The sequence below is a fragment of the Chitinophaga sp. CB10 genome (assembly GCA_001870995.2).
Taxonomy (GTDB): domain Bacteria; phylum Bacteroidota; class Bacteroidia; order Chitinophagales; family Chitinophagaceae; genus Chitinophaga.
The window spans coordinates 82196-105405 of the sequence record MLAV02000014.1 but is presented as its reverse complement, the minus strand read 5'-3'; the positions used below and the strand labels follow the sequence as shown (position 1 = coordinate 105405).

Genomic DNA, 23210 nt, shown 5'->3' with positions numbered 1-23210 from the left:
AAAAGCTGCGCCCATACAGCAGATTTTCTTTTTCAGCACGCTGCCGCACAAGTGTATTATCTACGCTTTGTTTCTTTTTGCTCCACAATGTGGAACTCATCCTGTATTTTAGCCATTATTGATAAAATCTTATCATGCAGATTTGATTTTGATCAGGCCGGCTTACCTTCAATATCAACCTGTAGATCAACCAAATTGTTCGTCCTGTTATGATGTATGTAGGGAAATCCCCACTGCTGAAATATTTAGTACTGATTGTCCTTTTACTTTTTTTCCTGCCGGTATCCGCGCAGGACAACAGCGTGCATTTCACCCGCCTGGGCATTGCGCAGGGCCTGCCGCAAAGCACCGTCCACTGCATCCTGCAGGACAGCAAGGGATTTATCTGGATAGGCACGGAAAACGGGTTATGCCGCTACAGCGACGATGAGATAAAGATCTTCCGTTACAGCAAGACCAATAAATCCGCTATCAGCAGCAACTTCGTGTATTCCCTCGCGGAAGACGACCGGGGTAACATCCTCGTGGGTACGTCCAACGGCCTCAATATTTACGATACCCGCAGGGAAGTTTTCCGGCTCGCATCCGGAGAGCCGGGCGTACAGGATGTTTCCGCCATCTACCGGGATTCGAAGAACAGGATTTGGGTAGGAGCGGCCAGCCGGTTTTTCAGCTACAACGCCGCGTCGGAACATCTGGAGCGGATCCCCCTTGCACAGGACCGTAGCAATGGCGTGGTCCGCGCGCTAGCTGAAGACAAGGACGGGAACCTGTGGATCGGATACGGTATATCTCTCCTAAAATATAACCCGGAGACCGGGATACCTCAACCAGGCCCCGCGCAGTTACAGATAAAATCTACCATCCACTGTATTACTTTGCACAACAGCGAAATCTGGGTAGGCACGCAAGGGCACGGACTTCACCTGTTTGACACCGCTACCTCCACTTATATTAATTACCAGGCCGGTGATAATAATTACAACATCACGAACGAGATGGTGAAGGCCGTGAAGTTCATCGGGGAGGACTGCTGGGTAGGTACCCGCAAAGGCATTTACGTACTGCGCAACCGCAAGGTGGTGGCGCATTACACCAATGACAAGTACGATCCGGGCTCTCTCAGCTACAACTCTGTTTGCTCCATTATCCAGGACAAGGCCGGCACCATCTGGATCGGGACGTACTGGGGCGGCGTCAGCCAGGTACATCCCGGCAGCGATATGCATTACATCTCCTGGCTGATGAAAGACGGCGTGGGGATGAACAGCCGCATTGCCATGGCAGTGGCGGAAGACAAGCAGGGCAACCTCTGGATTGCCACCACGGCCGGCCTCAATTACTACAACCCTAAGGAAAATTCGTTTCAATATTTTCATATCCCCTCTCCTACGGAAAATGCCAACACGGATATCATCAAATCCCTGCTCATTAAGGATGACGATCATTTGCTGGTAGGCAGCCTGGAGGGGTTGTACCTCTTCCATATTCCTTCGCGGACATTTAAGCGGTTGCCCCTGAAGTCCGTCCGGGACCGGGAAGGCCTGCGCAGCCATGCCTGTTACGCCCTGGAAAAAGGGCAAAACGGCTGGTGGATTGGTACGGAAAACGGCCTGTACTTCCTGGATAAACAGCTGAACTCCTACAGTTATCACTATAATCCTAAAGACCCCAACAGTTTGACAAAGGGGGAAATTAATTGTTTGTATGAAGATGTCTACGGCACCCTTTGGGTAGGTACAACGGAAGGGCTGTGCTACCTCCGTTATGGTAGTGCCGTGTTCAACCGGGTGAGCAATAAATGGGTCAGTACGACTGAAAACCCGAATAATATACATTGCATCCGGAAAGACAGTCACGGGCATCTGTGGGCCGGCACGCACGACTATGGGCTCATGTACGTGGATACCGTTTCCAACATGCTGAAACCGCTGCCGGTGGAAACCGGGCTGTCCGACATCATTATCCGCGGCATCGTGGAAGACGATGCCGGCAACCTGTGGCTCTCCGGGCAGGATAACATCATGAAGGTATTGCAGGAAAACCCGGGGACGGATACCAGCCGCCTGGCAGTCACCAACTACGGCGCCGCCAGCTGGGCCGGCACTACGGAATACCTGAACGCCGCCGTCAAAACCCGCAACGGGGATATCCTCTTTGGCGGCATCAATGGCATCGTGCGGTTCAACCCCGCCACGATGTTTAACAACACGGCCCGCCCGCAGGTGATACTGACGGGGATGCTGATCAAAAACATCCCGGTGAATGTCTCGGATAAAAATTCCCCGCTGAAACAATCCGTGACCTATACGGATCATATCACCCTGACGCACGACCAGGCTTATTTCACCCTGCACTTCGCGGCGCTGAACTATATCAACCCTGCCTCCAACCAGTTTGCCTACAAAATGGAAGGCCTGCATTCGGATAACAAATGGCATTACGTGGGGCATCAAACCTCCGCCACATTCACCAACCTGGACCCGGGCAACTATGTGTTTAAAGTAAAAGCGGCCAATAACGACGGGTTATGGAGTAAAACGCCCACTGCCCTGCATATCAAAGTATTGCCCCCGCTGTGGAGAACCTGGTATGCCTACCTCTTCTACCTCCTGGTGCTGGCCGGCCTCCTGCTGTGGTATTATTACTATACCGCCCGCACTACGGCGCTGAAGCATGAAATCCTGAAGCAGCAAGCCTTCCGGGAGAAAGAGCGGGAGCTGGCCCAAAATAAAATGGACTTTTTCACGAACATCTCCCATGATATCAAAACGCCGCTGACGCTGATCATGGCGCCGGTGGAAACGCTCTTGCAGCAAACCGGGACGAACAACGCGGAGCGGCAGCAGCTACTGCTCATCCAGCAGAACGGGGAAAGGCTGATGCGCCTGATGGACCAGCTGCTGGACTTCCGCCGGCTGGAAGAAGGCGGTATGCCTCTCAAAGCTTCTCCTTCCAACATCGTGGTGTTCTGTAAAGAGATCGTGGCGGCCTTTGAAAGCCTGGCCACGGTGCGGCAAATCAGCCTCGGCTTCCGGGCGGAGTCCCCGGAAATGATCGTTTGGTTTGACCAGGACAAGCTGGAAAAAATCCTTTTCAACCTATTATCCAACGCCTTAAAATTCACGGAAACAGGCGGAAAAGTCGAAGTTTCGCTCCAATTCGAAGGCGATCAGTTGCTGTTGCAGGTGACGGACAACGGCATCGGTATCCCGGAAACGCATTTCGATAAAGTCTTCGGGCAGTTCAATCATTATGATTTCAAGAACCTGCAAACGGGCGGCACGGGTATCGGGCTCGCATTTGTAAAGGGGCTGGTAGCGCGGCATTATGGCTCCATTACGCTGGACAGCCGGACCTCCACCGCCGCCACGCGGGGGTACACCTGTTTCAGTGTACGCATTCCCGTTGGGTGCGAACATTTGAGCCCGGAGGAAATGGACAGCAGCGGGCAGGTAAGCATGCTGCGGCCGGAGGCCGTGGAAGCCATGCAGCTGCCGGAGCAGCAGGCCGCGGAAGGGGACAAGCCGGTGATGCTACTCGTGGAAGATAACAAGGACGTGCTGAAATACCTGGCGGATATGTTCCGCCCGCACTATACCCTGCACCTGGCGGCCGATGGGCTGGCAGGGCTGGAACTGGCCACCACGCACCTGCCGGATATTATCATCAGCGACGTGATGATGCCGGGCATGAACGGGGTGGAGCTTTGCCATACCCTGAAAAACGATAACCGCACCAGTCATATCCCTATCATCATGCTGTCCGCCCGGAGTACGGTAGCGCATATACAGGAAGGCTATGAAACCGGGGCGGACGATTATGTGACCAAGCCGTTTAGCGTGACCCTGCTGACCACGCGGGTGCAAAACCTGCTGGACTCGCGCAGGCGGCTGCGGGAGAAGTACAGCCAGGTGGCCGCGCTGCCGCCGGAGGAAATCCCTGTCACCGGGCCGGACGACATCTTCCTGAAAACAGTGATCACCTACATAGAAGACAATATTGCCGAACCTACCCTCAACGTAGAGGACCTGGCGGCGGCGGTCAGTATGAGCCGCATAACCCTGTACCGTAAACTGAAAGCGCTCACCAACCAGACGACGATAGAGTTTATCCGCAGCATCCGGCTCCGGCATGCGGCCCGGCTACTGGCTACCGGGCAGTATAATGTAAACGAAGTGGCTTACATGGTGGGCTTCTCGGATGTGGACTACTTCCGCAAGTGGTTTAAGAAAGAATTTAACCAGCTGCCTTCCGAATACGGCCGTAATTAAAAGACAATCAATAAGTTAAATACACGGGGCACCTGCGGTTGCAACAGGTGACCCGTTCTTTTTGAAACAAAATACCGGTAGTTTAGAAGCATATGACCGGTATCTGATTCTGGGAAGACGCTATTTTTACGAGCAGGAAAATGAACCAGAATCACAATCGCAAACTAACAGTATAGTCAGTGGACTGACCAAGAACCTGAATCGATCATGATGTAAAAAATCACCAACGCTATTTCCAAGTGAATAATGAAAAACTGCAGGCGGCTGTCAGAGGACAGTTGTAGCCCCTGCTATTGCATTACTTTTTTAAATCAATTAACAATGCGCCTGATTCCCTTATTCCATTTTTGCATGCTATTGCTTGCCGCATGCTCTTTGGTGGGCTGTAAAAAGGATCCTGAGTCGGATCAATTTGTCAAAAAACTATGGAGTGTTCAAATGAAAGGTATCAATGTTGTACCTGCCACGCCCGGCAATGGAGCCAGTGCCAGCGCGCTGCTCTACCTCCGGGACGATTACCAGCTTTATTATGATATTTATTTTGACTCCCTCCCTGCCGGGATTACGCCTGAAGGCGTGGAACTGCGTATAGGCGGCCCGGTGGAAAACGCTTCCTCTTCCCTCATTACCATTACCGGCGCCTTTACGGGTAAGAAATTAAAAGGCAACATGGCGGTATCGCCTGCGGCGGCGGACAGCCTGATTAAAACGCCGGGCTATATGGTGATCACTTCCAAGTCGGCCCCGACCGGCCTCGTACGCGGGCAGCTGGACAAGAAAATCGTATATGCCGTGGATGTGGACCTGACAGCCGTTGCTGCCAACAATGCCTCCGGCCGTTTGTCATTGCGGATGACGGAAGATAATATGGCCTGGTATGCAATCGATGTAAAAAATCAACCTGCCGGCGATGTGCTGAAAGAAACGCATGTACACACGCCTGCCGGCGCCACCGTGCTGAAACTGGCCGGCACTGCGGCGGACTACGGCAAGCAGCTAAACATGTCCATCACCGGGGAGCCGCTCCGCGCCCTGAAGTCGGACCCGCTGTACGTAGACGTACATTCCACCCTTTTTCCCAATGGACTGATACGCGGTACTCTTCGATAAACAGCTTTTCTATTCCTAAAATCTATTATCATGAAGCCTCTTTATAAAAACAGGCAGCGGGCGCTCACCCGTTTATGCCTGGCCGTTATCACCAGCACGGGCTTTGCAGCGCCTGTTGTAGCACAGGATTCCGCCCGCGGCGTGAAGGTCGTGCCTGCAGCAGACAGCTCCTGGTTTGCCCGGCCTGTGTACCTCTGGAATAAAGTTTCCAACAGGGCCAATATGGCCAGCGCCGTTAGTACGCTCTATACGGCGGATGTACAAAGTACGCCCGTAGCGGATATCACCAATGTGCTCAGCGGCCGCATGCCCGGTTTATATACCGTACAAAGCAGCGGCGCTCCCGGTAAGGACGCCGCCAGGCTACAGTTCCGCGGGGAGGCCCCGCTCATCGTGATCGATGGCGTGGTGCGCGACTTCACCGCTTTCAACCCGAACGATATTGAGAGCATCACCCTCCTCAAAGATGCCGTGGCCACTGCCATGTATGGCCAGCGCGCCAGCAACGGGGTGCTGATGGTAACCACGCGGGATCGTGGCCGCAAGGATTTTGAGGTAGGCGCCTCCGCACAGTACGGCGTACTGGAACAACTGTACCGCCCCTCCTACCTGCGGGCTTACGACTACGCTACCCTGTACAACGAAGCGCAGCTCAACACCAACCCGGGCAGCACGCCCCGTTTTACGCAAAGCATGCTGGACGCCTGGAAAAACGGCGCCAACGATCCTTACACGCAGCCGGATGTAGACTGGCTGGACCTGGTGACCAAACGCGGCACCTCCCAGCAGCGCTACAACGTGACCATGGGCGGCCGGGCAAAAGCCTATCACTATTATGCTTCCCTGGAACACTTCGGGCAAACGGGCAATTTCACCACCTCCCCGTTGAACAGCTATAATACCAACAACGATTATAAACGGTATAATATCCGCACCAACGCGGCGGTAGCATTCAACAAGGACATTACCCTTACGCTGAATGTATTCGGCTCCCTGGCCACCAACTACGAGCCTGGCTCCGGTGTGGGCGAAACGATGAAAAGCGTTGCCAACACCTCGCCGATCGCTTACCCGGTGTATAACAAAAACGGCTCTTTTGCGGGCACCAACCTGTATCGCTCCAATCCGCTGGCCATGGCCATCAACTCAGGCTATCAGCTGAATACGCAGCGCCGCATCAGCGCGGATATGGCGCTGGAATATAAACTGGACGATTTCGTGAAAGGACTTTGGGTGAAAGGGCAGCTCTCCATGAACAACTACTACAGCGAATGGATAGACCGCTCTAAATCCTTTGCCACCTACGAAGCGGACAGCCTGAACCCCGGCGCTTACATCCAGTATAACAGCGACGGTATCGTGAAACAGGGTACAGCGGACGTTTCCATGCAAACCCGGCAGAACTATTACAATGTAATGGTGGGCTACGGGCATGAGTGGCAGGACCAGTCCCTGAACCTGCTCGCTACCTTCAACCAGGACAACAATATCAAAAGCTTTTACCAGCTGAATGCCGTTTACACCAACTATGCATTAAACGCCAACTACGACTATAAAAAAACTTACCTCGCCGAACTGGCGTTGGTACAAAGCTCCCTGAACCGCTACCGCCCCGGCAAACGAGGCGCCTTCCTGCCTTCCCTGGCACTGGGATGGGTGATCAGCAACGAGCGCTTCTTCAGCAGCAACCTGATCAACCGCCTGAAAATACGCGCTTCCTACGGCCAAACGGCCTTCGGCGATCCGGACAATTACTATCCTTACCTGGTGAATTACAAAATTGATACTACCGGCTACAACGTGGGCGAGTCCGCCTCCGGCGTTTCCGGCGCCGCCAAATCCCAGGTGGCCAACCCGAACTATACCTGGGAAAAAGCCTGGAAGCTGGATGTAGGATTGGAAGCGGCCCTGCTGCACGACCAGCTCTCCATAGCAGTGGATTACTACCGCAACAAATTCTATGACCTGCTGCAAACCAGGGGAAGGAACACCGGCATCTTCGGCCAGCCGTACCCGCAGGAAAATATTGGCAGCAACCGTTACAGCGGTGTGGAAGCGGTGGTGAACTACAGCCCGGTGGCGCGCCATGGGTTTAAATATTTCGTAGAAGGCAACGTTTCAGTAGCCGCCAGCAAAGTGCTCAGCACCGGCGAGCAGCTGTATCCTTATCCATGGATGTACCGCACCGGCCAGCCGGTAGGCCAGCTGTTCGGCCTCGTGGCAGACGGCTTCTATCAAACCAATACCGATGTAACTAAAACGGCTAACTACCAGGGCTATACGCCGGCGCCCGGGGATATCCGCTATAAGGACCTGAATAACGACGGCGTGATCAACGAGCTGGATAAAACCGCCATCGGCAATAAAAAGCCTCTCGTATTCTACGGCCTCACTGCCGGGTTTACCTACAAGGGCTTCGATTTTAAATTCCTGATCCAGGGCGTGGCCAACAGGAACGTGTATTATGACCCCGCCTCCGTGATGCCGTTCTACACGACCGATTACGCCAACGCGCAGGCCATGCACTTCAACCGCTGGACGCCGGCCAACAGCGTAAACGCGGAGTTTCCGCGGCTGACCCTCGGCAGCAATGTGAACAATACACAGGGTTCCAGCTTCTGGCTGAAAAACGGCAACTACCTGCGCCTGAAAAATGTGGAACTGGGCTATGATTTCAAAAATGCCTTCCTGCCGCATTCCAAAATTTCGCAGCTGCGCATTTTCGTGAACGGCTACAACCTGCTCACGAAAGATAACCTGAATGGCTTCGATCCTGAATCTTTAATGGCGCCAATGGGCAACCAGCGCATTATTAACGGAGGTATCACCCTGGGCCTGTAATTCTAAACGACTACCATCATGAAAAGATATACACTATTGCTCCCCGTGCTGGCCTGCATCGGCATTGCCGCCTGCCAGAAGAATGTGATAGAAAAAGAACCGCTGGAATTCGTGAACGACGACCTGGTGTTCGACAAGCTGGATTCGCTCGGCGTATATGCGGAGCGGTACCTGTACAACATGTATGCGGACCTGCCCAATGGCTTCAACCGCATCTCCAACAACATCCTGGACGCCGGTACGGACGATGCCATTCCCAACAACGCAACAGCTACCGTGCAATATTTTTCCACCGGGCAGTGGACGCCGTATAACCTCCCGGATAACCGCTGGACGCAGAACTATAACCTGATACAGAAGGCGAACCTCTTCCTCTCCAAAATTGACCAGGTGCCTTTGAAAACCGCCGGCCTGAAGGACCAGTGGAAAGGCGAGGCACGCCTGCTCCGCGCCTGGGCTTATTTTGAGCTGACCAAAAGATGGGGCGGCGTACCGATCATTGGAGATAAGGTGTTTGACATCAACAGCGATTTATCGTACTCCCGTAACAGTTATGAAGAGTGCGTAAAATATATCGTGAAGGAAGCGGACAGCGCCCGCAATTACCTGCCGGTATCCTACGCCACGGCCTACTACGGCCGCCTCACCCGCGGCGCAGCCATGGCGCTCAAATCCAGGGTACTGTTATATGCCGCCAGCGAGCTGAATAACCCGGACCATAATACGGAGAAATGGCTGGCAGCCGCACAGGCAGCCAAAGATGTAATAGACAGCAAAACCTATTCCCTGCCGGCAGCCTTTGACGAGGTGTACCTCAAACGTAAAAATTCCGAGATCATCGTGGCCTACATGACCGGCCAGGGTTACACCGTAGAAATGCTCAACGGCCCCGTAGGTTCCAAACGTGGCGATGCCGGCAACACCAACCCCACGCAGGAACTGGTGGATGAATTTGAAATGGCCAACGGTAAAATGATCACGGAAAGCGGCAGCGGTTATGATGCCAGCAAGCCTTACAATGGCCGCGACCCGCGCTTTTACTATACTGTTTTCCACAACGGTATGTCCTGGCTGGGCCGCAGCGTGGAAACCTTCGATGGCGGTATTGACCGGGTGCTGGGCTTTGGCAACACCGTGAGCGGCGAAACACGCACCGGTTATTATATGCGCAAGTTCCTCACCACTGCCGGCACTACCAGCAGCTACACCAGCTCCGACCACTGCTTCCCGATCATCCGCTACGGCGAGATCCTGCTTAACTACGCGGAAGCGCTCAACGAGGCGAACGGACCGGTGAAAGAAGTGTACGATGCCGTAGAACAAATCCGCAAACGCGCTAAACTCAATCCATACACGCTGCCGACCGGCCTTACCAAAGAGCAGATGCGGGACCGCATCCGCCACGAGCGCCGCGTGGAAATGGCTTTCGAAGAACAGCGCTTCTGGGATATCCGCCGCTGGAAAATTGCCGACAAAGTGCTGAACCAACCGCTCCACGGCATACAGATCACGAAGGCGACGGACGGCACGCTGACCTACAAAAAGGTAGAGGTAACAGCCACCAAATTCCTGGCGGACCGCATGTACCTCTATCCTATCCCTTATCAGGAAATGATATCCAACGCCAACATGCGCCAAAATCCTAACTGGTAATCTTAAAAAAGGCTAACAATGAAAAAATTCATATATCCTGTATTATCCATCTGTATCCTGCTGCTGGCGTTGCCGGCGCTGGCACAGCAGCCTGCCGGCCCTGTCATCAGCGGTACGGTAACAGAAGGCGCCCAGCCCCTGATCGGCGTATCAGTTTTTGAAAAGGATAATCCTTCCAATGGAGTGGCTACCGACGAAAAGGGAAGGTATTCCCTCACCCTGAAAGGGAAAATGCGCATCCTCGTGTTCTCCTACGTAGGTTATCTGAAGCGGGAAATACCGGCAGCACAGGCATCCGGCACCGTGGTACTCAGCCCTGACGTGAAGGGTATGGAAGATGTGGTGGTAATCGGTTACGCCACGCCTAAAAAGCCCACCGTTACCGGCGCAGTAAGTTCCATCTCCGGCGCGCAGATCCGCCAGAGCCCTTCCGCGAGCTTACAGAACGCGCTGGCCGGCCGGCTTCCGGGCCTATTTACCCAGCAGCGCGGCGGACAACCCGGTAAAGATGGCGCCGTGTTCTCCATCCGCGGTAACAGCTCCTATAACACCACGGATAACAACTCCGCCAACAACCCGCTGATCATCGTGGATGATATCGAGTTCTCCTACGAACAGGTGAGCCAGCTCGACCCGAACGAGATCGAAAGCATCTCCATCCTGAAAGACGCTTCCACCACGGCAGTTTACGGTATCAGGGGCGCCAACGGCGTAATGGTGATCACCACCCGCCGCGGAAAAAGCGGCCGGCCTATGCTCACCGTACGCAACGAAACCGGCGCGCTCACGCCTACACGCCCGCCGAGAATGAACGACGGGTACACCACGCTGCGCCTGCTGCGCGAATCGGAAACAACCTCCCTCCGCGACCCCGCAGTGAACTACCCGCAGTTTTTTGCCAACAACAACCTGGATTATTATAAAGACAACAGCGATCCTTACATGCATCCGTATGTGGACTGGTGGGATGTGCTCATGAAAGATTACAGCATGCAAAACCGCACCAACTTCGATATCAGCGGCGGTTCCAACCAGATCAAATACTTTATCTCCCTGGGATACCTCACACAGGGAGGCATCTTCCAGAACTTCAGCAAGAACGAAGGTTACAACGGCAATCACTTTTATAACCGCTATAACTTCCGCTCCAATATCGACATCGATCCTACCAAGGACCTGCATATTCGTGTAGACCTCTCCGGCAGGTTCGGTACCATCAACGAGCCGAATGATAAAGCTTTCACCGGCGGCGGTACCACCTTCCAATACCTCTGGAACGGGGAACTATCCTCCTTCGGCTACCCGGTATATAACCAGGATGGCAGCTTCGGCGGGGTCCTGAATTCCGGCGGCACCAAGCTCAATCCTGTAGCGGTACTGCAATACTCCGGCTACAAACGCAGCTTCGAAAACAACTTCAACGTGGTTACCTCCGCCAACCAGAAACTGGATTTCATCACCAAAGGTTTGAGCGCTAATTTGCTGGTATCCCTCGCGAGTGATTACTCTTTCGAGAGGAGCCTGACACGCGCCAACAATGAAATCCTTACTTATTATTACGACCAGGTAGACCAGTCCTACAAACCAGTGGTGAATAACCTGTACCGGATGGGACGCCTCAGCGCAGGCGGCGGCTACCGCGGCAGCGCGCGCAAACTCAACCTGCAGGCTACGCTGAACTATGCGCGTTCATTTAACAAGCATAACGTGAGCGGGCTCGTGTTATTCAACCAGATTACCAACACCAGCAACACCTTCTCCAGTCCGGATGTAGTGGCTGGTATCCCTAATAACTTCCGCGGTTTCACCGGCCGTATCAGCTATAACTACAATACCAAATACCTGGTGGATTTCAACGCCGGCTACAACGGGTCCGACCGGTTTGCCAGCGGCAAGAAATACGGCCTGTTCCCGGCCATCGGCCTGGGCTGGAACATCAGCGAAGAAAAATTCTTTAAAGAGAACATCACTTTCATTGACGCCTTCAAGATCCGCGGTTCCTACGGCCTCGTGGGCAGCGATAAGATCGGCGCCTACAAATACCTCTACGAGCAGATTTACAACACCGGGAAAGGTTACAACTTCGGGGAAAACTCCACCAACATTGGCGGTATCGTAGAAGGGGACCTGGGCAACAACCAGGTAACCTGGGAAAAAGAGCGCAAGACGGACATCGGTGTGGACATCAAAATGTTCAACGGGAAGATCGGCATCGTAGCGGATTACTTTGATAACTACCGTTATGACATCCTCTCCACCCGCGGCACCGTTCCTTTAGCAATAGGCGTGGGCCTGCCTCCGATGAACATCGGCCGGGTAAGCAACAAAGGTTATGAAGTGGAAGTGGAATACAACAACCGCTCCCACAAACTGCAATACTTTGTAAAAGGCCAGGTGAGCTTCGCGAAAAACAAGATCCTCTATATGGATGAAGCCAATGCACGTTATCCATGGATGGCGCAAACCGGTAAGTCCATCGGGCAGGCTTTCGGTTATCAGTACATCGGCATGTTCGAAGATATCGAGGACCTGTACAAGAGCCCTAAACTGGTGACCAGCGTGCCTATGCAAAACCTCTTCCCTGGCGCGTTGAAATTCGCCGACCTGAATGGAGACGGTATTATCGACGATAACGATAAACAGGCGATGGGCGTTAACCTGCCCCGCTATACCGCCGGCTTCAGCTTTGGATTCTCCTACAAGGGATTCGACTTCAGTACCCTCTTCCAGGGAGCGTTTGATTATATGATCAACATCTCGAGGGGAAGCCTGGCCTACAGCCGTCCTGAACGCCAGTCCGTACCGTTCAACCTCGGCCGCTGGACGCCATGGGCTACGGATGCCGTGTACCCTGCACTGAACGATAAGAACGCCAGCTCCCAACCATCTACTTTCTGGTACCGCAAAGGCGACTACGTAAGGTGGAAAAACGTGGAGCTGGGCTACAGCGTGCCTGCCTCCCTGCTGAAACGCAAGCTGCTGAAGAGCATCCGCATTTATGCCAACGGATACAATATGGCGCTGGTGTACACCGGTCTGCCGGTGGCGATCGACCCTGAGTCGGCCATGTCCTCCTCTATTGGCGAATATCCGCAGCAGCGCATTTATAACGTAGGCGTCCAGGTAGGATTGTAAAATAACTTGTACTAAAAAATCTTAGCGCATGATCAAACAACTTTTAAAATATACCGCCGCAGGATGCCTTGCCATGGCTATGTTTGCCGCCTGCAAAAAGTCTGACAGCTTCCTTGATAAAAGGCAGACCGAATCGCTGACAGAACAGATGGTGTTCTCCGATTCCGCGAAAACACTGTCTTTCCTCGTGGATATGTATTATTACACGGCTACTGACCTGGTGCATGACCGTTACAACTACGTAACCACGCCCAAGGGAAATGATTACGCCTGCTTTGAGGATATGACCTCCCATTCGGTATCCTACTACAGCGATCCGCAGGCCAGCTTCATTACCGGCGCCAATACCGCAAAGGATTATTTTTCCAATAACTACTACAAGGTGTTCTACGCCAAAATCCGCGCAGCCAACCAGTACATGCTGAAAGTGAAGAACTCGCCCCTCTCGCTGGCCGCCCAGGTACGCACCGCGGCGGAAGCCCGCTTCCTCCGCGCGTTCTTCTACTCCCAGCTGGTTCGTTTATACGGCGGCGTTATGATCGTTTCCGATACGGCGTACGACATCTCCACGCCAATGACGTATAAGCGTAACAGTTATAAAGAATGTATTGATTACATTGCCGCGGAATGCGACAAAGCCGCACAGGACCTGCCTACGGCTGCGGAACAGCCGGCGGCGGAGTACGGGCATATCACCAAAGGCATGTGCCAGGCGCTGAAGGCCCGCATGCTCGTAACAGCCGCCAGCCCGCTGTACAACGGCAATCCAATAACGACGGACCCGCAGCTGCAGCCGCTGATCTGCTACAGCGCCGGCTATGACGCCTCCCTCTGGCAAAAAGCTGCCGACGCCTGTAAAGCGGTGATGAACTCCGGCATCTACTCCCTGTTCGAAACGGAAACTACGCCGAGCGCAAGGCCCGGTTACAGCTACTGGAAAATGTTCCTCATCCGCAAGAACTCAGAGTATATCATGCCGCATATGCTCGCTCCCAACACCAAGTATGAAGGCGCGCGCTTCCCGCTGTCCAGGGGCGGTTCCGGATGGAGCACGCCCAGCCAGAACCTTGTAGACGCCTTCGGTATGGCCAACGGTAAAGCCACCAGCAGCCCGGGCTCCGGCTATGATCCCAAATTCCCTTACAACAACAGGGACCCTCGTTTCTACTGCTCCATCATCTATAACCAGGCTACGGTATTTAATAACAGTACCAAAAAGATGGACCCGGTGGATATCTATAAAACCTGGCAGGGCACGCTCACCGGCGATGGCTTGCAGGCCTATTCCACCAAAACCGGCTACTACAGCCGTAAAATGAGTAACGACAGCACCGGCAGGTACACTAACCAAAACCGTGTGCTGCCCGTGATCCGCTATGCGGAAATCCTCATGGGCTACGCAGAAGCGATGAATGAGCTGAATGGCCCTACCGCGGAAGTATATGACATCATTAAAGCCATCCGCCGCCGCGCGGGCATCATCCCCGGCAGCGATGGCATGTACGGCCTGGAACCCGGTATGAGCAAGGAATCCATGCGGAGTATCATCCGCAACGAGTATGAAGTGGAGTTCAACTACGAAGGCCACTGGTACTATGATACCAGGAGATGGAAAACGGCGGAAGTAACGGAAAACGTACCTATCCAGGGGATGATGGTCACCAAACAACAGGACAACACTTTTACCTACCAGGCTATCACCGCGCTGAACGCCGTGTTCCTGTATCCGAAAATGTATTTCTGTCCTTTACCATTTGATGAAGTAAACAAAAGCTCGGCATTATTACAAAATCCAGGCTGGTAATATTCTATATAAGACATGAAGAAACTGATCCTCTCTGCCGCGCTGCTGGGCAGCATTTTACAGGCAAGCGCGCAGGAAAAACCACAAAGCGCCATACCCTTACAGTATGGCGCTCAATACAGCGGCAAACGCACGGACGACGCCATGAACAAATGGCGCAGCAACCGCTTCGGGCAATTCATCCACTGGGGGCTGTATGCCATACCCGGCGGTGTATGGAACGGCAAGACTTATAACTATGCAGCGGAGTTCCTGAAATCCAGCGCCCGTATTCCAACGGCCACCTGGGACTCCCTCATGTACCAGTTCAACCCCGTGAAGTTTGACGCGAAGCAATGGGCGAAGATGGCAAAAAAAATGGGCGTGAAATACATGACCATTACCACCAAGCACCACGAAGGCTTTTGCCTCTGGCCCAGTAAGTACACGGACTTCTCCGTGGCTAACAGCCCGTATAAAAAGGACATCCTCCGGCAACTGGTGGAAGCGTACAATGCGGAAGGCATTGACGTGAACTTCTACTACTCCGTGCTGGACTGGCATCATCCGGACTGGCGGTATGATATCAGGTCCGCTGAAGACAGCATTGCTTTCAAACGCTACCTGGACTTTGCGTACAACCAGCTGAAAGAGCTGGCCACCAACTACCCTACCGTAAAGGCTTTCTGGTTTGACGGCACCTGGGATAACTCCGTAAAAAAGAACGGCAAATGGACCTATGAAGTGGAAAAAATGCTGAAGGAGGTAAACCCAGGAACAATTGTAAACAGCCGCCTCCGCGCAGATGACTACGGCAAACGCCACAAGGATTCCAACGGGCAGCTGATGGGCGATTACGAGTCCGGTTACGAACGCCGTTTACCCGACCCCGTTATAGACACGGCCGTTACCCGTTGGGATTGGGAAGCCTGCATGACCATTCCTGAAAACCAGTGGGGCTACCACAAGGATTGGAGCGTGAGCCATGTGAAGTCGCCATTGGAGCTGCTGGAAATGCTGGTGCATACCACTTCCATGGGCGGCAACTTCCTGCTGAACTTCGGCCCTACCGGCAACGGGGATTTCCGCAAGGAAGAGCAGGACATTGCCAATTACATCGGCAACTGGATGGGCAGGTATGGCAACGCCATCTGGAACTGCGATTACGCCGGCATGAAAAAGGAAGACTGGGGTTACTATACGAAACAACAAGGCCGCAACCAGCTGAACATGATCGTATTCAACTGGCCTTCCAGCGGGCTGCTGAAGGTGCGCACGCCCAGAGGCATGGTGCTGGATAAAGCCGCCTTTGCGGACAGCAATGGCAATGCGCTGAAAGTGGAGGAGATCGCGGAAAACCAGTATCTCATTCACGTACCCATAAAATTATACACTTCGCCGCAGGTGATCCGGGTGGACTACCATCAGGGCGCTGCCAATGGAAGATACCAGAAAGCGAAGACCTAAGATATGCATGATCGGTTAGCCCCAAATGAAAAACGGCATCGGCTTTCGCCGATGCCTTACTTTTTTTAGTCTTTATAGTCGCTGATGGTCTTCTTCTTCGGGACGGGTTCCGGGTGCAGGTTTGGCTGGAATGGGTCGTAGTAATAAAGGCCCGCCGCTTCAAATAATTTCAGCTGCGGTTGCAGGCGCTGCATGAAGTCCGCCTCGTTTTTCTTTTCAGGAGCCGTCCAGCAGATTTCCGCCAGTGCGCAGATCCGTGGGAACAGCAGGTAATCCAGCCGCTTCGTATCGGACACCGTTTCCGTCCAGAGGTTGGCCTGCATGCCGGCCACCAGGGAAGGGCTTACATCCGCGGGCAGCAGCGTCAGCGGGGAAAACCTGTACACGCTTTCTACCGGGTTATACAGCTTGCTCCATTTACGGCCGTGCTTATGGGCACTGTCCTGCACGAAGTCGAAATACAGCGGCAGCCGCGGACAAATTACGGTCGTATAACCCTTTTCCAGCGCCATCTTCAGCGTATTGGGCTTATCGTGGCGCCACCAGTAAATAATGGTTTTATCTTTCGGCAGGGATACTTCCGCCATCTCGTCCCAGGCCAGCATTTTGCTGTTGAGTTTGTAGAGCGAGTCGGACATGCGCTGCATGAAATACAATTCTACTTCCTTCAGGTTGGCCAGGTGTTCCCGCTGCATGAGCGCCTGGATATCCTTGTTACTGCTCCACTTTTCGTTGCCGTAGCTCACTTCATCCCCACCGAGGTGGATCATATGGGCAGGAAACAGCTGGTTGACTTCCCGGAGGATATTGGTCAGGTAGCTATAGGTAGCTTCCTTGCCGGGGTTGAACGTAAATTCAGGATGGCCTTTGGAACCGCCGCCGCTGTATTCCGGGTAAGCGTTGTTGGCTGCTGTGGCGTGGCCGGGCATATCGATTTCAGGAATCACGTCGATATTCCTTTCCGCCGCGTAGCGGACAATCTCTTTAACGTCCGCCTGGGTATAGAAGGTAGCCGGCGCTTTGGGATCGGTGTAATTGCCGATGCCGCCTATGCTGGTGAGTTTCGGGTATTGTTTGATTTCGATGCGCCATCCCGGCTCGTCCGTCAGGTGCCAGTGAAATTTGTTAAGCTTGTAGTAAGCCATCCAGTCCAGCAGGGATTTCACTTTTTGTTTGCCGAAGAAGTGGCGGGATTCATCCAGCATGAACCCGCGCCAGCCGTACTGCGGCGCGTCTTTGATGGTCCAGTGATGGAGCTGGCCTGCTTCATTACGGATCAGCTGCAGCAGCGTAACCACGCCGTTGAACAGCCCTTTATCCGTATTGGCTGTGATGTTGATGGCTTTATCGGTAACCTGCAGTTCGTAATATTCCGGGTTGGTATTTTCCAGTTTTGCGATGGACAGTATAACGGCCGGCGCTTTTTTGCCAGCATCGGGCAGCGTGGTAATTTTAGCGACTTCCGTTTTCAGATAGCCGGCAGCGTTAGTACCGGCTTTAGCGCCCAGGCGGGTTTGCAGTTTTTTGTCGATGGCCACGGTGGCGTCATCCACCGTCGTGGCGCTGGCTGGCATGGGTATCACCGGGCACTTCGTTTGTGCGTAGGCGTGATACCCCCAAAGAATGGCTGCCAACAGGAATGTTTTTTTTAGTTTCACTGTTCTTATGATTTTAGGTTGATGTTTAAGTTCACAGTACCAGCGTTTCCAGTAACCGCTGTAAGGTCGCTGCGGGATCTGCCGTAAGCCCCGGGTGTACCCTGGAGGTTTGCAGCATCGTAGAACGCGTGGCGGTGAGCCAGCGGAAACGGCCGGCCGGGTCCAGTTTGGCGATAGGACTGTCCGCCGAGGCGGCAGCGCAGATATTGGTAAATGCTGACAAGTAGGATTTAATCAGCGTCAGATCCGTGAGTGGGGAAAAGCAGCGCAACCTTTCTTCATCCAGCGCTACGAGCGACTGCAAAAATTTCTGCTGCCGGCAATACAGCACTACTCCCACGTTGAGGAACTCTTCCCGCTCTACCCTGGGCACAATGCGGATGACCGCATATTCATATTCAAACAAGCGTTTCTCTTGCATCTTGGGCTGCTTTTACAAAAATTTCTGATGAGGCGATCCTGGTAGTCAGGAATTCAAAATATACGTTGCGTACTTCGTCCGGGGTTTCTTCCCAGTCGCCGCTGCTGGTAATCCATACGTCCGGGATCAGGTCCACAATGCCGCGGATCACTTCCGGCGTCAGTATGGCGCGGAATTGTTTATCCACCGTTTCCAGCTCCGTTGCCTGGGGCAGCAGCACGTGGTTGGCTATCTGCGCAAACGGGCGTACGGCCTGGTCCTTCCAGTTCTGCCAGGTATGATGGAAATAGAGGGAGGCGCCGTGGTCGATGAGCCAGAGTTCATTTTTCCACCAGAGCATGTTGGTATTACGCGAAGTGCGGTCCACATTGGTCAGCAGGGCATCCAGCCAAACGATCTGCGAGGCCAGCTCCGGTTCGATGATGGTTACTGCCGGGTCGTAGGTAGCTGCGGCGGAGAGGAAGTGCAGGGCGAGGTTGAGGCCTTCGCTGGAACGCAGCAGGTCCTGTATTTCTTCGTCCGCTTCGGTTCTGCCAAAGGCTTCGTCCAGCGTGGCAAACACCAGCTCGGGTACACGCAGTTTCAGCGCCCGGGCTATTTCCCCGCCAATCAATTCCGCTATCAACGCTTTTACGCCCTGGCCTGCGCCCCGGAATTTCAGCACATACATAAAGCCGTCGTCAGCTTCCGCAAGGCCCGGCATGGAGCCGCCTTCCCGCAGTGGAGTGATGTAGCGGGTTACATGGACTGTCCTAAGCTTTGGTTCCATTTCATTCATACTTACCGTATTTTCATGCCCAACAAAGACAGCCCGAAAATTAGCTCATTTTTTTTAGAAAGTAGTAATATTTGACAGGCGGGCATCGCGGCTGTCCACGATCTTCACGGCTTCCCGCTGTTCGGCAGTTTTGCGGATACGCAGGCCATCCAGCGTAGCGCCTATCACATCTTCCATATATACGCCATAGCGGTGGTCCGCCTGCTCTGCATCAAACGAAGCGTTTTTAATCGACAGCTGCTGCACATGCCTGGCCCAGAGGCCATAGGAAGGCTGCACCTTGAGGTCCGCCGCGTTGTACTGCCCTACGCCCAGCTCCTGTGGGGTTTGCGCCGTATCGCTGATAGGGTTGCCTCCTTTGGCGGTGAGGCGGATATCGGTGAAAGCGATGTTGGAGATATAGCCCGTAGCGCGGCCATCCGGCAGGGTGAAACCGATATTTTCCGGCAGGGCGTAGCCCGCTACTATAGCGGCAAAGCGGCGCTGGCTGCCGTCATAGGGCTTCCAACGCTGACCGCTAAACGAACTGCCGCCGTAAACTTCCGAGATATCGATGCCGTTCAGCAGAATGTTTTCCACCTTCCCGATGTTCACATTGGTGATCAGCAATTCCTTATGATCCCGGCCATGTTCGCGGAAGCTGAAGGTTTCCGCCCGGGCGCCGATGATGCGGGCGCGGTTGGAAATGGAGATAAAGAAGGGTGCGGCCGCACGCAGCATTTTGGAGCGGTGATGCAGCGAGCCTGTATGCCCGCAGTTCAGATGAACGTCCCTGATATGCGCGCCGTCGTTGGTGGAAATACTGAAGCCCGCCTTGTTGGCCCCGAGCACATAAATGTTATCCACACAAATATCCTGTATATCGTCCGCTGTTTCGGAACCTATCTGGAAGAGGTTGCAGTTGGTATCGCCGATGATATTGCGCACCCTGTAATGCCGCGCCGGCCGGGTAAAGCCCAGGGAGCAATCGCTGCCCGGCTTCACGATATCATCGGAACTTACTTTGGAATAGATATTTGTCACCGTCACATTATTACAGGCCATGAAGTCATAAATATCCCGCGCATTTTTGGCGCTGTGCCGGCCGAAGTACGTATCGTGTACATACACGTTGTCCGTACCGGTGGCCAGCAGTACAAAATGGCCAGCCTGGTCTATATGCAGCATATTATCCGTATCCGGGTTGCCGCTGATGTAGTAGGGCTCATCTTTTTGCTCGTCGTACCAGAGGTCTTCCCTGCGTGGCAGTCCGCCGATTTCCACGTTGGTGCAGAGCTTCAGGGAGAACATTTTATCGCAGCGGTTATCCGGCGCATTGTTCATCACCTTATCCCCCGTTACGAGGTTGCCATTACCCGTGATGCGCCCGTTGCCGGTGATTTTAATATTATCCAGGCGCTCGCCGGTAAACATGGCGTTGCGGAAATAGTGATGGCCTACGTCCTGCTTGGTGAGGTAGTTTTCCGGATCGTCGTAGGGGCCGTGATCCGTTGGGGACAGGCCGGAGCGGTACGCCTTGTCGGAAAACCAGGTGGTTTCAGGCGCGTCCCCTCCTTTGAGCGCCTTGATGGTAGCGCCTTTGCTGATATACAAATACACATTGCTTTTCAGGTGTACGGTACGTACCCGGTAGACGCCGGCGGAAAAATACAGCGTGCCGCCGCCGGCACGGTGCAAGCTATCAATCGCGGCGTTGATGGCAGCGGTGTTATCCGTTGTATCGGTAACGCTGAAAATATAAGGTTCCGGTCCGGGGCGATTTCCTATAGGCGTGCGCGTTAGAGGCGCTGCTGAAAACCCGCTCCAAAGCTGCTCCGGTTCTGTAGTGCGGTACCTGGCCCTGATGATATACTTTTCCGGGTGGTCTGTAACGTTGACGGGTACACGTAGTATCACATCCGTGCCGTTATCGGGCCGCAGGTCCAGGTGGGAAAGGGTAATCACCGCGCTCCCGTCCTTTGCGGTGCTGACAGCGCCTTCCCCAATCACGGGGAAGCGATAGCCTGCGCCAAACCGGCCGGAGCTGGTTTGGGATAACCGTTGCAGCGGCGTCATGCCTCTGCCGATCACGTTTACCGCCAGGGAATCAGGCTGCGTGATGCGCAGGGCTGCCGGCAGGGTGATTTCCACCGTTGCATCCGGGCTGCGCTGCCCGGCTTTGAAATACAGCAGCAGCTGCCGGCCGTCACAGGTTGCGGTGAGTTGCCCGGTAAGGGCGGCCGGTACGGCCTTTAGTATATACTTTTTTGTTTTTTTTCCGGGAGATGTTACCGCTACTTTATCAGCAGCGATCGCGTCAAAGGAATACGACGGATAGGCTGCTTTAAGCTGGGGCAGTAAACCTAACGCATCTTTAAACGTGCTGACGAGTCCTTCGCCGGGCGGCGTATCCACCGTATAGGCGTACGTGCTGCCGGTGGGCACATACAGGGTATCCTTACCTGCCGAAAAGAGGTTAGGAATATTGGTAAACTCCTGCGCATGCAGGCGGGTAGAGAAGAGGGCCATGCAGAGCGTGCCGCTGATCAGCCATGTGTTTTTCATAACGGTATTATGCTATCTACCCAAGATAGTTTAGCCGTGGAAGTTCTGCTGATACAATCTTACCCTATCGCTGTACTATTGCCACCAGGCCCATGCCTCCCGCCGTGCAGATGGAGATCAGCGCCCGGCCGCCCCCGCGTTCGTGGAGCATCTTGGCGGTTTGCCCCAGTATCCTGGCGCCGGTAGCGCCAAAGGGATGGCCGATGGCTACGCTGCCGCCGGTGGTATTGAGCTTCCTGCGGTCGATGCTGCCCAGGGGCTGGTCGTAGCCCAGCTTTTGGCAATAGGCGGGGTCCTCCCAGGCTTTGAGGGTACACAACACCTGCCCGCAAAATGCTTCGTGGATTTCGTAGAGGTCAAAGTCCTGCAGGGTGAGGTTATTGCGGCGGAGGAGCCGCGCTACGGCGTAGGTAGGCGCCATGAGCAGGCCTTCGCCATGTACATAGTCCACCGCGGCGGACTCCGCGTCCTCCAGGTAGGCCAGCACCGGCAGGTTACGCTCCCGCGCATACGATTCCGATGCCAGCAGCACCGCGGCCGCGCCGTCCGAATACAGGGTACTGTTGCCCGCCGTTAAAGTGCCCTTGCCGCTGGTATCAAAGGCAGGCCGTAGTTTGGCCAGCTTTTCCAGCGAGGTGTCCGGCCGGATGATGGTATCCTTGGTTACGCCTTTATACGGGAAAACGAGATCGTTGAAAAAGCCTGCCTGGTAAGCCTTTTCGGCATTCATATGGCTATGGTAGGCCAGTTCGTCCTGGGCCTCGCGGGAGATGCCCCACTCCTTCACCATCAGCTCCGTATGCTGGCCCATGGAAAGGCCGGTACGCGGTTCTACGATGCCGGGATACACGGGGGATAAATCTTTGATCCGGAAGGATGCCAGCACTTTCAGCCTCTCCCCGAAAGTTTTTGCCTGGCGCAAGGCGATCATCTTCCAGCTGAATTGCTTGCTGAAGAGTATGGGGAGGTCGCTGTTGGTATCCGAGCCGCCGGCAATGCCCGAGGATATCTGCCCGGCTTTGATGCGCAGGCCTATTTGCACAGCGGCATCCAGGCTGCTGCTGCATGCCCGTACCACGTTATAACCGGGGGTATGCGGGTCCAGCCCGCTGCCCAGCACGCATTCCCGCGCAAAGTTCCAGTCGGTACTGCGGTTCATGATAGCGCCGAGCGCCACATCGCCCAGGCGCTCCCCGCTGAGTTTATACCTGGCCACCAGCTGCTGCAGGCAGGCGGTGAGCATATCCTGGTTGGAAGTGCGGAGGTAATGCGTAAAGGATTTAACGAACGGGACGCGCTGGGACCCAACGATGGCTACTTTTTCCATGATTGCAGGGTTTTACTAAAGTTAAGATTAATTGGCAGGACAGGAAAGCCCTGCGTTTATATAGACATGTGATTGCACAGGATATACATACTGCGTTGGCAGGCGGAACAGCGGTAAGGTGCGTGTAAACGGAACGGGCTTCGGGGCAGCGCTGATTTCTCCCCCTAAAAAAAATTTATATGCGCCTTCAAAAAAACGGGTATAAAAAAAGCGGCCATT

General features: G+C 54.1%; 12 protein-coding genes. 7 read left to right on the top strand and 5 right to left on the bottom strand.

Features of this window, described 5'->3' with window-relative positions:
- Nucleotides 1–209: 209 nt before the first annotated feature.
- The 7 genes from BOC67_RS18845 (at nucleotide 210) to BOC67_RS18815 (ending at nucleotide 16263) form a co-directional block, all read left to right on the top strand.
- Nucleotides 210–4274, top strand: coding sequence for a hybrid sensor histidine kinase/response regulator transcription factor (locus BOC67_RS18845; RefSeq protein WP_291912398.1), 4065 nt, complete (start codon nucleotides 210–212; stop codon nucleotides 4272–4274).
- Between the two features lie 438 nt (nucleotides 4275–4712).
- On the top strand, nucleotides 4713–5384 hold the full coding sequence (locus BOC67_RS18840; RefSeq protein WP_291912396.1) for a CHRD domain-containing protein: 672 nt from the start codon (nucleotides 4713–4715) through the stop codon (nucleotides 5382–5384).
- Between the two features lie 30 nt (nucleotides 5385–5414).
- Nucleotides 5415–8225, top strand: a complete 2811-nt coding sequence (locus BOC67_RS18835; protein WP_291912393.1) for a SusC/RagA family TonB-linked outer membrane protein — start codon at nucleotides 5415–5417, stop codon at nucleotides 8223–8225.
- A gap of 18 nt (nucleotides 8226–8243) precedes the next feature.
- Nucleotides 8244–9878 carry a RagB/SusD family nutrient uptake outer membrane protein gene (locus tag BOC67_RS18830; RefSeq protein ID WP_291912391.1) on the top strand — a complete coding sequence of 545 codons (1635 nt, stop codon included), beginning with the start codon at nucleotides 8244–8246 and terminating at the stop codon, nucleotides 9876–9878.
- A gap of 18 nt (nucleotides 9879–9896) precedes the next feature.
- The gene (locus tag BOC67_RS18825) at nucleotides 9897–13013 is read left to right on the top strand and encodes a TonB-dependent receptor (protein WP_291912389.1); all 3117 of its coding nucleotides are present in this window, start codon (nucleotides 9897–9899) and stop codon (nucleotides 13011–13013) included.
- A 28-nt stretch (nucleotides 13014–13041) separates the two neighbouring features.
- Nucleotides 13042–14817 (top strand): RagB/SusD family nutrient uptake outer membrane protein, encoded by a 1776-nt coding sequence (locus BOC67_RS18820; RefSeq protein ID WP_291912387.1) that lies wholly within the window; start codon nucleotides 13042–13044, stop codon nucleotides 14815–14817.
- A gap of 15 nt (nucleotides 14818–14832) precedes the next feature.
- On the top strand, nucleotides 14833–16263 hold the full coding sequence (locus tag BOC67_RS18815) for an alpha-L-fucosidase (RefSeq protein WP_291912385.1): 1431 nt from the start codon (nucleotides 14833–14835) through the stop codon (nucleotides 16261–16263).
- 65 nt (nucleotides 16264–16328) lie between these two features.
- Here BOC67_RS18815 and BOC67_RS18810 read toward each other — a convergent pair whose 3' ends face one another.
- From BOC67_RS18810 to BOC67_RS18790, 5 genes are all read right to left on the bottom strand, one after another.
- A complete protein-coding gene (locus BOC67_RS18810) occupies nucleotides 16329–17921 on the bottom strand; it encodes a beta-N-acetylhexosaminidase (RefSeq protein WP_291912383.1) in 1593 nt (530 codons plus the stop codon).
- 31 nt (nucleotides 17922–17952) lie between these two features.
- Nucleotides 17953–18342 carry a DUF3037 domain-containing protein gene (locus BOC67_RS18805; protein WP_291912381.1) on the bottom strand — a complete coding sequence of 130 codons (390 nt, stop codon included), beginning with the start codon at nucleotides 18340–18342 and terminating at the stop codon, nucleotides 17953–17955.
- The gene (locus tag BOC67_RS18800; RefSeq protein ID WP_291912379.1) at nucleotides 18320–19111 is read right to left on the bottom strand and encodes a HipA family kinase; all 792 of its coding nucleotides are present in this window, start codon (nucleotides 19109–19111) and stop codon (nucleotides 18320–18322) included. Before BOC67_RS18800 ends, BOC67_RS18805 begins: the two co-directional genes overlap by 23 nt.
- Before the next feature lie 63 nt (nucleotides 19112–19174).
- A complete protein-coding gene (locus tag BOC67_RS18795) occupies nucleotides 19175–21664 on the bottom strand; it encodes a glycosyl hydrolase family 28-related protein (RefSeq protein ID WP_291912377.1) in 2490 nt (829 codons plus the stop codon).
- 64 nt (nucleotides 21665–21728) lie between these two features.
- The gene (locus BOC67_RS18790) at nucleotides 21729–22991 is read right to left on the bottom strand and encodes an acetyl-CoA C-acetyltransferase (protein WP_291912376.1); all 1263 of its coding nucleotides are present in this window, start codon (nucleotides 22989–22991) and stop codon (nucleotides 21729–21731) included.
- Between the last annotated feature and the right edge of the window lie 219 nt (nucleotides 22992–23210).

What these genes read in the sequence shown, in the direction of transcription:
- BOC67_RS18805 (WP_291912381.1), bottom strand. Translation starts at nt 18,342, where the DNA reads ATGCAAGAGAAACGCTTGTTTGAATATGAATATGCGGTCATCCGCATT.
- BOC67_RS18825 (WP_291912389.1), top strand. Translation starts at nt 9,897, where the DNA reads ATGAAAAAATTCATATATCCTGTATTATCCATCTGTATCCTGCTGCTG.
- BOC67_RS18845 (WP_291912398.1), top strand. Translation starts at nt 210, where the DNA reads ATGATGTATGTAGGGAAATCCCCACTGCTGAAATATTTAGTACTGATT.
- BOC67_RS18790 (WP_291912376.1), bottom strand. Translation starts at nt 22,991, where the DNA reads ATGGAAAAAGTAGCCATCGTTGGGTCCCAGCGCGTCCCGTTCGTTAAA.
- BOC67_RS18830 (WP_291912391.1), top strand. Translation starts at nt 8,244, where the DNA reads ATGAAAAGATATACACTATTGCTCCCCGTGCTGGCCTGCATCGGCATT.
- BOC67_RS18835 (WP_291912393.1), top strand. Translation starts at nt 5,415, where the DNA reads ATGAAGCCTCTTTATAAAAACAGGCAGCGGGCGCTCACCCGTTTATGC.
- BOC67_RS18820 (WP_291912387.1), top strand. Translation starts at nt 13,042, where the DNA reads ATGATCAAACAACTTTTAAAATATACCGCCGCAGGATGCCTTGCCATG.
- BOC67_RS18800 (WP_291912379.1), bottom strand. Translation starts at nt 19,111, where the DNA reads ATGGAACCAAAGCTTAGGACAGTCCATGTAACCCGCTACATCACTCCA.
- BOC67_RS18840 (WP_291912396.1), top strand. Translation starts at nt 4,713, where the DNA reads ATGAAAGGTATCAATGTTGTACCTGCCACGCCCGGCAATGGAGCCAGT.
- BOC67_RS18815 (WP_291912385.1), top strand. Translation starts at nt 14,833, where the DNA reads ATGAAGAAACTGATCCTCTCTGCCGCGCTGCTGGGCAGCATTTTACAG.
- BOC67_RS18795 (WP_291912377.1), bottom strand. Translation starts at nt 21,664, where the DNA reads ATGAAAAACACATGGCTGATCAGCGGCACGCTCTGCATGGCCCTCTTC.